This window comes from Anabaena sp. CCY 9402-a, from assembly GCF_963920945.1.
Lineage (GTDB): Bacteria > Cyanobacteriota > Cyanobacteriia > Cyanobacteriales > Nostocaceae > Trichormus > Trichormus minutissimus.
Genome location: NZ_CAWUDL010000010.1, coordinates 24,982 through 37,708, shown reverse-complemented (window position 1 = coordinate 37,708; position 12,727 = coordinate 24,982). Strand labels below are relative to the sequence as shown.

The 12,727-nt window shown below is 42.6% G+C and carries 8 protein-coding genes; 1 reads left to right on the top strand and 7 read right to left on the bottom strand.

Features of this window, described 5'->3' with window-relative positions:
• Positions 1 to 115: 115 nt before the first annotated feature.
• Positions 116 to 382, bottom strand: a complete 267-nt coding sequence (locus ACM0OR_RS05580) for a hypothetical protein (RefSeq protein WP_323266942.1) — start codon at positions 380 to 382, stop codon at positions 116 to 118.
• A gap of 125 nt (positions 383 to 507) precedes the next feature.
• Positions 508 to 1,683: an anhydro-N-acetylmuramic acid kinase gene (locus ACM0OR_RS05575; protein ID WP_414575362.1), complete on the bottom strand. Its 1,176-nt coding sequence runs from the start codon at positions 1,681 to 1,683 to the stop codon at positions 508 to 510.
• 507 nt (positions 1,684 to 2,190) lie between these two features.
• On the opposite strand from ACM0OR_RS05575, the gene ACM0OR_RS05570 reads away from it, so the two are divergent.
• A complete protein-coding gene (locus ACM0OR_RS05570; RefSeq protein WP_414575361.1) occupies positions 2,191 to 2,970 on the top strand; it encodes a PEP-CTERM sorting domain-containing protein in 780 nt (259 codons plus the stop codon).
• A gap of 194 nt (positions 2,971 to 3,164) precedes the next feature.
• On the opposite strand, the gene ACM0OR_RS05565 is transcribed toward ACM0OR_RS05570, so the two are convergent.
• From ACM0OR_RS05565 to priA, 5 genes are all read right to left on the bottom strand, one after another.
• Positions 3,165 to 4,250, bottom strand: coding sequence for a sensor protein KdpD (locus tag ACM0OR_RS05565; RefSeq protein ID WP_414575360.1), 1,086 nt, complete (start codon positions 4,248 to 4,250; stop codon positions 3,165 to 3,167).
• 81 nt (positions 4,251 to 4,331) lie between these two features.
• The gene (kdpC, locus tag ACM0OR_RS05560) at positions 4,332 to 4,934 is read right to left on the bottom strand and encodes a K(+)-transporting ATPase subunit C (RefSeq protein ID WP_323266938.1); all 603 of its coding nucleotides are present in this window, start codon (positions 4,932 to 4,934) and stop codon (positions 4,332 to 4,334) included.
• A 187-nt stretch (positions 4,935 to 5,121) separates the two neighbouring features.
• Positions 5,122 to 7,206, bottom strand: a complete 2,085-nt coding sequence (gene kdpB / locus ACM0OR_RS05555) for a potassium-transporting ATPase subunit KdpB (protein WP_414575359.1) — start codon at positions 7,204 to 7,206, stop codon at positions 5,122 to 5,124.
• Between the two features lie 193 nt (positions 7,207 to 7,399).
• A complete protein-coding gene (gene kdpA, locus ACM0OR_RS05550; RefSeq protein ID WP_414575358.1) occupies positions 7,400 to 9,085 on the bottom strand; it encodes a potassium-transporting ATPase subunit KdpA in 1,686 nt (561 codons plus the stop codon).
• Positions 9,086 to 9,358: 273 nt separating this feature from the next.
• Positions 9,359 to 12,052 (bottom strand): primosomal protein N', encoded by a 2,694-nt coding sequence (priA, locus tag ACM0OR_RS05545; RefSeq protein ID WP_414575357.1) that lies wholly within the window; start codon positions 12,050 to 12,052, stop codon positions 9,359 to 9,361.
• Between the last annotated feature and the right edge of the window lie 675 nt (positions 12,053 to 12,727).

Below are 12,727 nucleotides of genomic sequence, written 5' to 3'. Positions count from 1 at the left end.
CCTGAATTGGGGTGAGCGTAAAGTCACATAAGCTAGCTGTATTTAATGTAGCAAGTTACTGGCTTAGAGCATAGGCGCAGCCAGCCGCAGGGATCGCTGTTTTTCTACCCCAGCTTCAAACTATCTCCTCCTGTTGAGCATCTACAACTTGATTAGCTGGTGTTAGAGGGATTGCATCAGTAGATGGAGCAAAGGACTTTATCTGAGACTGTTCACTTCCATCACTAAAATAAGATCCAATAATCTTTTCATAGTTAGAAGCAACCGCTAAGAAAGCACCACCCAAAATATAGATAGGTAATGGTAGAGACAATCCTTTTAACCAGTCAAACAGTTCTGCTAAAGCAAATAATACCAAAAAGCAAGCCAACCAAACCCTCATATCTCCGTCCCCTCTTTCTCAGTAACTATATATATATAGGGTAAACAGCTTGCATGATACATGATGTCCATTTCACCCACAATTTTAGAGGCAGCAAGCAGAAGAGACAAGGGGATGGAAGCATTTCAGCTATGAACTTCTCCTAACAAGACTTCGCAGGGTGCGCCTGTTGCAGCCGGTAAGTTACCAGGGAGATGCAATTGTCGCCAGTAGGCTAAAACAGCAAAGGCGATCGCTTCTTTAAAATTGGCATTTAAACCTACGTCATCAGTGGTTAAAACTGGTATTTCTCCCAATAATAACTGCAAACGTTGTTGCAAATAAAGATTCCGACTACCGCCGCCACATAAAAAGACGCGGTTGGGCATTTCTGGTAAAAAGGTGTGGTAACTGTGCGCAATGGAAGCCGCAGTTAGTTCTGTTAATGTTGCCAGCATATCAGCTGGAGTTAGTTGATATGGTGCAGCATCTTGAAAACACTGATGCAGGTAATCTACACCAAATAACTCCCGACCTGTAGATTTTGGTGGGTGTAGATGAAAATATTCGTGAGATAACCATTGTTCCACCAAGGGATAGCAGGGATTACCGCTAGCTGCCCATTTACCCCCGTTATCGTAGGTTTTAGCACCATCCGTTAATTGCTGCACTGCTAAATCTAGCAAACTATTACCAGGGCCAGTATCCCAACCACGAATTTTATTTAACCAGTCGTCACGACGGGGCGGGATATATGCCACATTTCCAATACCGCCGACGTTTTGAATGCAACGTCCTTCTTGGGGGTGACTGAGTAAAAACGCATCTACTCTGGGTACAAGGGGCGCACCGTGACCACCAATAGCAATATCAGCTACGCGAAAGTTGCTAACAGTCGTAATTCCCGTCAGGTGGGCAATCAAATCACCACGACCCAATTGTAAGCTGTAACCAAGAGACAGTTTTCCTGCTCCCTTACTTTCAGGCGGTCGATGATATACAGTTTGACCATGAGAACCGATCAAAGTAGCTGACTGGTGGTTTTTTTGAATATTTTGGGCAGCTTGGGCAAAACTTTTGGCGATCGCATCATCTAATTCTGCTAATTCTGCCATTGACATGGCTACACCAGCACAAACCGCCAAGATTTTTTCTCGCAGTTCCCCAGGATAGGGATAGGTTTCCCCTGCTAGTAACTCAACTTGCAGATCCAAATCTGTACCGGAAATTTCTACCAAAGCGGCATCTATACCATCTACAGATGTGCCACTGATTAAACCAATCACGCGGGTAGGGGCAGTAGTTTGTCCAGTCTGGTGCATAAACAAAGGCTCTTATAAAAATATAAAAGGTAAAAGGCAAAAGATAAAATACCTGCGCTGTAGCCTTTTTACTGATTTTGAATAGTATTTTATTCCTGCTTTCCGCCATCGTGTAGTAGTTTAGTTGATGCCATTGCCCATGTCAAAAAATACTTGCTTCAATTGCTGTCATTATTCAGTTTTTATCGCTAGTAACAACGGCTGAGTAGTTTCCATCTATCAATGGCTTGAGTTTTCATCTGTTCTTTAACTTCACTGCTAGCCAAAAGACATTACTTTAAAGACTAATGATGATTTCATAGGAAGTTTACACTTGTTCTATAAAACAAATATTACCCATATATTTTTTAAGTAATTATACTATATTTTCCTTTGAAACAGATACAAAATATCACGGTTTTACACATTGAATCTATTATTCCAAATCTAGTAATTACATCCTAGTTTCTATTACGAATTAGTTACACAATTTACTTATACAAACAACCTTCAAGGCAACTCGAAAATATGTTTATCAAAAAAATTGCTTGTGCTGCTGCTCTTTCTGCATCTGCGATCGCTCCTCTTGCTTACGCTGGTTCTGCCCATGCTATTAGCTTGACCTACACTGCTGGTGCTTACCGTTCACCAGCCGTAACTAATCAAGGTGCTTTCTCTGAAAATGTCAACAATAGCAACTTTACAACTATTGATTTCAATGGTGTAACAGACAAAACATTTAAAGGTAACGAGCTGGTGAAATACACCTTTTCTGGCGGTAGCTATGCTACAAGTAAGGGAAGCACGGGTATATTTAATGATAATTGGGCCCCTGCTGGTGCTGGTGGTGAAGTAAATAAGAGCGAATATTTAGCAGTTTTTCAAAATAACTCTGTCAGTATCACAGCCAAGGATGGTGGCATTTTCAACTATTTTGGTCTTAATGCAGGTGCTTTAAGCCCCGGTAATACTTTTGAATTACTCAAGGGAGGAGTAACAGTTGCTAAATGGGACTACAACCAGTTGAACAATATTGCGACAGTTGTGGGTATAAACATGAACGACCAAAAGAATGGCTTCTTTGAGTTTTTCTCTGACAGCGCACTAGACAACTTTGACGAAATTAGGCTTTCCCAAGTTGGAGGCGGTGGATTTGAAACCGACAACCACACATTTCACCTTGGGACTGGTAAGTTCAATCCTAACCCCCAATCTACACCTGAACCTGGCGCAATCTTGGGGATGCTAGCTGTGGGTGGTATGGTGCTACAACAACGCCGCAAACAAAAGTTACAAAATGCTAAGTAGTCTTAATTGAAACTACGAGAGATTAGCCAAATTGAGCATAGATTATATTGCTTGTAAACTTGGCTAGGACTGAGACATTATTTAACTAAAAATACTCATGATTATCTCTCCACGATACTTTTAAGTGTCTGGAGATAATTTTTATTTATATCACATCAGAACCCTGGTTTCTCGGCTCTCACGAATGATGTAGATTATTTAGATATTTTCTCACTAGCAATGATGTGTAAATCGATATTTTTGAGTAAGCGCACTAATTTTTGAGTTAAAGACCCTTTGAGGAGAATTTGCCAACGCGATCGCTGACTTTCACCGATGACGATTTGAGTTATATGGTATTTCTCTGCGACTTGGGCGATCGCATTGGCTACGTTACTATTAGTCACACGCATAAAAGTGCCTGCAAATTCTCTACACAACTTTTCGCAGGTATCGATATGTAAGCTTTCCTCTTTGGTGAGAAAGCGGTCTGTATCGGCTACAAATAAAACATATAAAGGTGCATTCATGTAACCGGCTAGTCTAGCTCCCCGACGTAATAATTGTACTGAGTTGGGATAAGTCGATACACACACCAAGACTCGCTCATGAATATTACAGAATTTTCCGTTGGGAGTAGTAGCGATCGCATCTTCTTCCACATTGTCGGCTACTTCGCGTAAAGCCAACTCCCGCAATGCGATTAAATTTCGCCGTTGAAAAAAGTTATTGAGTGATTGCTGAATTTTGGCTGGTGCATAAATCTTGCCTTCCAATAACCGTTCCTGTAAAGTTTCTGGTGTGACATCTACTACTACAATTTCATCTGCTGCTTCCAGGATGCGATCGGGTACACGTTCTCTAACAACTACACCAGTAATCCGTGCTACTACATCATTGAGGCTTTCTAAGTGTTGTACATTCATGGTGGAGTAGACATCAATACCTGCTGCCAAGATGACTTCTACATCTTCGTAACGTTTGGCGCGTAGTGAACCGGGGACATTAGTATGGGCGAGTTCATCAATTAAGGCTAGCTGAGGCGATCGCTTTAAAATAGCATCAGTATTCATTTCTGTGAGTGTCAAATCTCCCCGCACAATTTGCTGGCGCGGTATAGTCTCTAGCCCCTCTGCTTTATCTGCTGTCTCTATCCGTCCGTGGGTTTCCAAAAGCGCGATCGCTACATCAATACCTTCCTGCTTAAGTGCTTGGGCTTCTTCTAGCATTCGGTAAGTTTTACCCACTCCGGGGGCCATACCTATAAAGATTTTGTGTTTGCCCTTACGTGCTGCATACATAAATAATTTGTGATGGGCTGTACCCCGCTACGCTAATGTAATTCGTAATTCCAAATTTATGGGTGAGCTACAAGGAAAAAATTACGAACGATTTTGACGATTAATGTCTTGGAGGTCAAGGGCATAATTTAACCTCAAAACATTGACCCCTGGTTCACCAAAAATACCTAAAAATCTGCCATCAGTATATTTATTGATTAGAGGTAGAATTTCATTTTCTTTCACATCACGGGCGCGGGCAACTCTTTCTAACTGTTGTCTAGCGGCATTGACGGAAATATGGGGATCTAATCCAGAGCCAGAAGTGTAGATTAATTCAGCCCAAGGTTGAACATTTTCATCTCGTAGTTGATTAGCTGTTTCGATGATTCTGTTGATTAATTCTGGATTGCCAGGAGCAAGATTGCTAGCACCAGATATACCAATGGGTCTGGCTTTTCGACCTTGAGAGTATCTGACTGTACTAGGACGACCATGAAAATATTTATCTGAGATAAAGACCTGACCAATTAAGGCTGAACCTATTGGTTGAGCCTCTATACTTTGCATGATACTACCATTAGCTTGAGAAGGAAATAAACCTTGACCAATTACTAAAATTCCCAAGGGATAAATGATTGCTGTGATTAACCAAAGTACCAGGGTAATACGAATTGCTCTGATAATTTCTCGAATAAATGACATATAAAATTTTCCAGCTATTTTGATCTATTGGGAAGAATTACAAGGCTTTAGCCACCAGGTTTATCATCTTTCATTAATAATTTAAACTGGTTAAAGCTATTAATTTCTTTTTTCATACTTTCTAACTCTATAACCGCCCAAAGAAATAAAAATTTTTTATGACTTCTGACTTTTGCGTTTTACCTTGTTAGGCCAGTCCCACCAAGGTAATTAGCATATCTATCAATTTAATGGCAATGAATGGTGCAATCACTCCGCCTAAGCCATAAATCAAGATGTTGCGTTGTAGCAATTCGTTAGCTGTAAGAGGTCTAAACTTGACACCTTTTAAGGCTAAGGGAATTAAAGCGGGAATGATCAAGGCGTTGTAAATCAATGCTGATAGTATCGCCGAGTTGGTACTGGTCAAATTCATAATATTGAGACTTCGCAGATTAGCCCCCATAAAGATAACTGGGAGAATTGCAAAATATTTAGCAATATCATTAGCAATGGAAAAGGTTGTCAACGCTCCCCGTGTAATTAGCAGTTGTTTACCAATGCTGACAATATCAATTAATTTAGTGGGATCGGAGTCCAAATCTACCATGTTGGCGGCTTCTTTGGCAGCTTGCGTACCCGTATTCATGGCTACACCAACATTAGCTTGAGCGAGGGCTGGCGCGTCGTTAGTCCCATCTCCTGTCATGGCTACGAGTTTGCCTTGGGCTTGTTCCCGTTGAATCACACTGATTTTGTCTTCTGGTGTGGCTTCGGCGATGAATTCATCAACGCCTGCTTCTTGGGCAATCACAGATGCAGTAATGTGGTTATCACCTGTGAGCATGATGGTACGTACACCCATGCGGCGTAATTGCTCAAAGCGATCGCGGATGCCTGGTTTAACAATATCTTTAAGATAGACAACGCCATAGATTTCATGATCTAAGCACACAGCCAAAGGTGTACCTCCCTGTTGGGATACTTTTTCGTAAGCAGTATCTAATTCGGGTGTACTTTGACCATTCCGAGAACGGACAAATCCTTTAATCGCCCCCACTGCACCTTTACGCGCCTCCCTTCCCCCTGGTAAGTTAGTACCGCTCATGCGGGTTTTTGCAGAAAATTCGACTCCTTGGGCTTGGTTGAAGTCGAAATCAAATCTTGCACCCAGTTTTTCGGCGAGGCGGGTAATGGATTTACCTTCAGGGGTGTCATCAAAGACACTAGCAACCCAAGCGACACTTGCAATCTCCTCCATTGCATGACCGTTAATGGGGATAAACTCTTCCGCCAAGCGATTCCCTAGTGTGATTGTGCCGGTTTTATCGAGAACTAGGGTGTTAATATCACCGCAGGCTTCTACTGCCCTACCTGATGTGGCAATGACGTTAAATTGAGCGACTCTATCCATACCAGCGATGCCGATGGCACTGAGTAAGCCGCCGATGGTGGTGGGAATTAAGGCTACTAGTAAGGCGACTAAAATGGAGACGCTGACGGGACTATCGGCATAGAAAGCAAAGGCTGGTAAGGTAACGACAACCAACAGAAACACCAAGCTCAAAACCGCTAATAATACCGTCAGGGCGATTTCATTGGGGGTTTTGATGCGTTCTGCCCCTTCAACGAGGGCAATCATCCGGTCAATAAAGCCTTTACCGGGATCGGCGGTGACGCGGATAATTAATTCATCGGAGAGGATGCGTGTACCACCAGTCACAGAACTAGCGATATCTGAGCCTGATTCTTTCAGAACTGGTGCAGATTCCCCAGTGATGGCTGATTCATCCACTGAAGCCACACCCATAATTACTTCCCCATCGGCGGGAATGGTATCTCCAGCGACTAGATAAATGGTGTCGCCTTGTCTGAGACTAGGGGAAGGAACTTCCGAGATTGTGCCATCGGGGGAGAGTTTTCTTGCTAGGGTTTCTGATTTAGTGGAACGTAAAGTATCGGCTTGGGCTTTACCTCTTCCTTCTGCTAAGGCTTCAGCGAAGTTAGCAAACCAAACGGTGAAGAATAACAGCCCTGTTAAAATGCCGTTGAACAGTTGGGGGTTTTGCTGTTGGGTTGTGCCAAATAGATTGGGATTGATGGTGACGGCTAAGGTGATGAGTGTCCCCATCCACACCAAAAACATCACGGGGTTTCTGATGGCAGATTTGGGGTTGAGCTTGATAAAAGCATCCCAGATGGCTCTGAGGTAAATGTTTCTAGTCTTGATTCGGCCTTTTTTGCGGGCTTGACGGCGAGATTTAGTTTTAGCGGTAGATGCAACTGGATTCATATTCTGGGGATTGGGGATAAATCAAGTCAAAAGTCATAGACGCGAAAGCGGCTACTCTACGAGAACGCTAAAAGCGAACCCGGAGGGTAAGTCAAAAGTCAAAATTAAATAACTCTTGGGAACTGGGGATTGGGCATTAACAGTGAACAGTTTCAAGTGACTGATAGCTGATTTAAGTCTCCCCTCTTCCCTTCTAACTACCAGACGCTAGTTTAAACCCTTCAGCAATAGGGCCTAGTGCTAACACTGGGAAAAATGTTAACACTCCCAAAATCAAGACGATGCCGGCTGTAACTGTTGTAAATATTAAGGAATCTGTTTTGAGTGTGCCAGGGGTTTGGGGTACTGTTTGCTTGCGAGACATACTATCAGCTAACAATAAGACGGCAACCATCGGAATGTAGCGTCCGGCGACGATGGTGATGCTGGTGCTTAAGTTCCACCACAGGCTATTATCTGTGAGTCCTTCTAAGCCAGAACCATTGTTGGCACTAGCTGAGGCATACTCATAAACTACTTGAGAAATCCCATGAAAGCCTGTGTTGGTAATGCCAGAAAGGGAAAAGGGATAGGCGAGGGCGATCGCACTGGGAATTAAGATTAATATGGGGTGAATCAGTAAGACGACGCTGGCGAGGACGATTTCGCGTTTTTCGATTTTGCGTCCAAAAATTTCTGGGGTGCGTCCCACCATCAAGCCGGTTAAAAATACGGTGAGAATTAGATAAACAAATAGATAAGCTGTTCCTGTACCTTGCCCACCCCAGATAATTTGCAGGAATAAGTTAAATAATGTCGCAAATATTCCTGATGGCATGAAGGAATCGTGCATCCCGTTGACTGCACCTGTCATGGTTGAGGTTGTCGTGACTGCCCATAATGCTGTCTCTGCCCAACCAAATCTTAATTCTTTCCCTTCTAAATTTGGTTGATCTACACCCAAAGTCCCGTTTACTATGGGATTTCCTTGGAGTTCTCCCCCGGCGGCTACCCAAATTAGAATTACAAATACTACAAATACCATCCAAAATAATAGCCAAGCCTGTTTCATGTTTTCGGCGAATACGCCATAGGCATAAATCATGGCGGCGGGGATCGCAATCATGGTGATGATTTCGAGCAAGTTAGAAGCACTGTTAGGATTTTCAAAGGGATGAGCAGAGTTAGCAGTAAAGAAACCACCGCCGTTTTCACCCAACATTTTGATCATTTCAAAGGAGGCTACTAGCCCTCTGGCTATGTATTGAGTACCTCCCTCTAGAGTGGTGACTTCTAACGGTGGTTGTAATGTTTGCGGTACACCTAATAAAACTAAGGCGATCGCACCAATCACTGAAATAGGCAATAATATTCTAGTAACGGCACGGATCAGATCAACGTAAAAATTCCCCAGTTTTTTGCCTGTGAGTCCCCGAATAAAGGCAATACCTACTGCTATCCCCGTAGCAGCTGAGGTAAACATCAAAAATCCTAACGCTGCAACTTGGGAAAAGTAACTCAGGGTTGTCTCAGGAGTATAGTGTTGCTGGTCGGTACTTGTGACAAATGAAACTACAGTATGCAGTAGGATATCCCAACGAGGAGCAGCAAAGCCATTGGGATTCCAAGGTAACAACCTCTGAAAATATATCAGTGAATATACAAGAATACCCATGCACAGGTTAGTGTATAGTATCGCTCGCACATACTGCCAACCCGTCATTTCATCTTTTGGGCGAATACCAGCAAGAACGTAGAAGCTGCGTTCTATCGGATTCATTAACCGATCTAATAATGTCCTTTCGCCAAGGAACACACGGGCTATGTATTTACCTAAAAGGGGTGTGATTGCTATCACAATACATAGCGTTAAACCAATTTGTAATAAACCTTGTCCCATTTATTTTGTACTCAATTTTTAGCCAATACTGTCTAATTCTTAGAGATAAAAAATAACCTACTTGTCTAGAGGAGTGTGAGCAATTTGGCAATATTTCACACCACCTCATTCATTTAGCGGTAGTTACAGTTTGCTGTCTTGATGATTTTGTAGTAGATGTTTAAAGTTTCCATCAAGAACACTTAAATTAATTTCATTTTTACTCTGTGCCTCTGTGTCTCTGTGGTGAAATTAAGAGATTTTTAACCACCGAGACACGGAGACACAGAGGAATCATATGATATTTAACGGGTCTACATCTATTGTTAAGCTAACGCTATCACAACAGAGCGATCGCACTTCTTCCCAGTCGGGTAATTGGGGTAAGGCTTCTGAGTCGAATTTGAGTAATATTTGCCAGCGAAAACGGTTGGCGACGCGCATCACACTAGCTGGTGCTGGCCCTAATATTTCAAATCCTGCCTTCGCTGTTAAAGCTGTGGCGATGATTTGGGCTGTATTCTGGACTTGGATGGGATCAAGGCTACTCAAGCGCAATAAGATTAACCTGCCTGTGGGTGGATAATTGAGGTCTTGCCGTTGTTCTAGTTCGGCTTGCACGAATGAATGATAGTCGTGATTTCTGACTGCTTCAATGACGGGATGTTCTGGGGTATAAGTTTGCATAATTACTCTACCTCGATCGTCACCTCTGCCTGCACGTCCAGCTACTTGAGTCAAGGTTTGAAAGGCTCGTTCGCTGGCGCGATAATCTGACAGGTGCAGTAAGCCATCAGCCGAAACCACTCCCACTAATGTGACTTGGGGTAAATCTAAGCCTTTGGTAAGCATTTGTGTCCCCACTAGTAAATTTGCTTCGCCGTTAGCAAACCGAGTCAGTAGGGTACGATGTGCGCCTTTGGTGCGGGTGGTATCGCTATCAAAACGGATGTAAGTCAAGTCTGGGAACTGTCGGCTTAATTCTTGGGTGACTCGCTGAGTCCCGCTACCAAAGAATTTCAGGTAAGGGGACATACATTCAGGGCAGTTTTGAGGATGCGATCGCACATAATTACAGTAATGACAGCGTAAAAGTTGTGGTGCGCCTACTTCGATTTGGTGGTAAGACAAGGACACATCACAATGGGGACATTCCAAGACATAACCACAGCTACGACAAGAGACAAAGGTGCTGTGTCCCCGGCGATGGATAAATAAAATCCCCTGTTGTTTTGTCTGTTGTAGTTGTTCTAAAGCTTGTTGTAGCGACCTACTAAATATAGAACGATTCCCGTCTTGCAGTTCTTGCCGCATATCCACTATTTCTATTGGCGGTAGGGGGCGAGAGTTAATGCGTTCGGGGAGGGATAGGTAATGAGTGCTGAGTGCTGAGTGCTGAGTTCTGAGTGCTGAGTGCTGAGTGCTGAGTTCTGAGTGAGGGAGTGAGGGAGCGAGGGAGTGAGGATTGGGGTAAAATCTCCCCTGCTCCCCTGCTTCCCCTGCCTCCCCTGCTTCCCCTGCCTCCCCTACTTCCCCTACTTCCCCTGCTCTCTGCCCCCTGCCCCCTGCCCCCTGCCCCCTGCCCCCTGCCCCTCCTCCCCCCACATTCACCCAACTCTCTAAGGAAGGTGTTGCTGAACCTAAGACTAAGGGGCAATTTTCCAATTCTGCCCGCCATTGAGCGACGGTGCGGGCGTGGTAGGTGGGGATGGGTGAGTCTTGTTTAAAGCTGGAGTCGTGTTCTTCGTCGAGGATGATTAAACCTAAGTTGGGTAAGGGTGCAAAAATGGCACTACGTGTGCCGATGATAATTTGCGGCTCGCCGGTAAGCATTTGTCTCCAGGTGTCGTAACGTTCGCCTTCGGAGAGTGCGCTGTGATAGACGCTGATTCTACTCCCAAAGCGGGCGCGAAACCGATCTGTGAGTTGGGGTGTGAGTCCAATTTCTGGGACTAAAACTAATGCTGATTTACCCTGCTTGATCAGAGGGGCGATCGCTTGCAAATATACTTCTGTTTTGCCTGAACCTGTGATTCCATGCAACAAGACTTGATGAAATCCCTCTAGCTGTTGAATGGTTTCTAAGGCATTGGCTTGGGCTAGATTTAATGATTTTGATGTATCTAAAGCTAATGCTTGACCTTGTTCTCTTCGTAATATTTCCCGTTCTTCTATAACAATGTAACCTTTTTGTTCCATCGTCTTGAGGACAGAGGAACTGGCGTTAGTAATTTGCAATAATTCACTTTGCCACAACTCACCGCCACGTTTTCGCAATACTTCTAAAATTTCTCTCTGTCGCGTGGTTATATCTCTCTCTATGGTGTCAATTAATATCACTGCTTTTTGTCTTTTTGGTCGAGTTGTGCGCGGAGGTTCTAAATAGCTTTCTACTAAACCAATTCGCAGCAATTCCCTCACTCCCCGATAGGCAGATTTGACTTTTTGTTGTAAATAAGCGAAACTATAATCCCCTGCTGATTGAGCCTGCAAAAGTTTAAGAATTTGCTGCGCTGTTGGACTCAAAAAAGCAGTAGAAGTTAATATGTCTTTTTGTTTGATAATTAACCGGATACGACGTTGCGATCGCCCTAATAATCCAGGTGGTAATGCCACTCGTATCACTTGAATTAAAGGTGTATAGTAATATGATGCTACTTTATTTAACAATTCCCAATAAGCACTGCTAAAAAAGGCCGAACTGACTACATCTTCTACTTCCCGGATTTTTTCTAGTGGTATGTCAATGTTGGGTTGGCTCAATAATCTAACTGCGATCGCGCCTAATTGTTGTGCGCCAAAAGGTACACTTAATATGTCTCCTGGTTGAATTTCTAGTTGGGCAGGTAAACGGTAAGTAAACAGTCCTGTATTCCCTGGACAATCTACTAGGACTTCGACGTAGCGATTTCTATTAGTTGATGTTCGGTAAAAGTCCGTAGTCTCATGAACCACCAAATTATGTGAATTTACGTTATTAATATACATGGTGTCTAAAATGTAAAGATAAATATTCTTATTTGTGTGAACTGGAACAGCAAAATTCGCTGAAATCGCCAAATATAAAATTTTCCTCCTGTAGAAGTAAAATGTATTTCACAATACTTTTATCACCCATAATACTTGATAAGTTTCCTCTTATGTAATCTACTAGACAAATTGAACTCACCCATACGTGCAATAAATATTTGAAGTCTACTATAAAAAATCAAACTATATCCCTGAAGATTTCCGAAATAGTTTATCTATTTACTAAATAGGGAATAGCGTTTTTCAGCCCGTTGATAGATATTCAATCCTTTCTATATATGAGATGCTTTTATACAAACATTTTTTTGGAAATAGTAAATTGCCTGATTATTAGCATTAATAATTTTTATCCTCACCTGATAACTCCAGACCCACAACTACGACGATTAATTCCATAAATCTCAATTAAACACCCCAAAAATTTACAAAAGTTCAAATTCTGTGATATCTAACTGTATTTTATCTAAATGTTCAAATTGATAAAGGTTGAAGGTGTTTGACAGATTTGGAAATTAATAAAACAATAAGTGTATATATGTTGTGACTGAGAAAATAAAATCTGGGTGTAAAACTAATATGATGGAGAAGTTCAAGTTAGTGGCAATAAATAACTGTCAATTAAAAATTAATTTT

Coding starts and splice junctions, on each gene's coding strand:
- kdpA (WP_414575358.1), bottom strand. CDS start 9,085: ATGGGACAAGGTTTATTACAAATTGGTTTAACGCTATGTATTGTGATA.
- ACM0OR_RS05570 (WP_414575361.1), top strand. CDS start 2,191: ATGTTTATCAAAAAAATTGCTTGTGCTGCTGCTCTTTCTGCATCTGCG.
- priA (WP_414575357.1), bottom strand. CDS start 12,052: ATGTATATTAATAACGTAAATTCACATAATTTGGTGGTTCATGAGACT.
- ACM0OR_RS05580 (WP_323266942.1), bottom strand. CDS start 382: ATGAGGGTTTGGTTGGCTTGCTTTTTGGTATTATTTGCTTTAGCAGAA.
- ACM0OR_RS05575 (WP_414575362.1), bottom strand. CDS start 1,683: ATGCACCAGACTGGACAAACTACTGCCCCTACCCGCGTGATTGGTTTA.
- kdpB (WP_414575359.1), bottom strand. CDS start 7,206: ATGAATCCAGTTGCATCTACCGCTAAAACTAAATCTCGCCGTCAAGCC.
- ACM0OR_RS05565 (WP_414575360.1), bottom strand. CDS start 4,250: ATGTATGCAGCACGTAAGGGCAAACACAAAATCTTTATAGGTATGGCC.
- kdpC (WP_323266938.1), bottom strand. CDS start 4,934: ATGTCATTTATTCGAGAAATTATCAGAGCAATTCGTATTACCCTGGTA.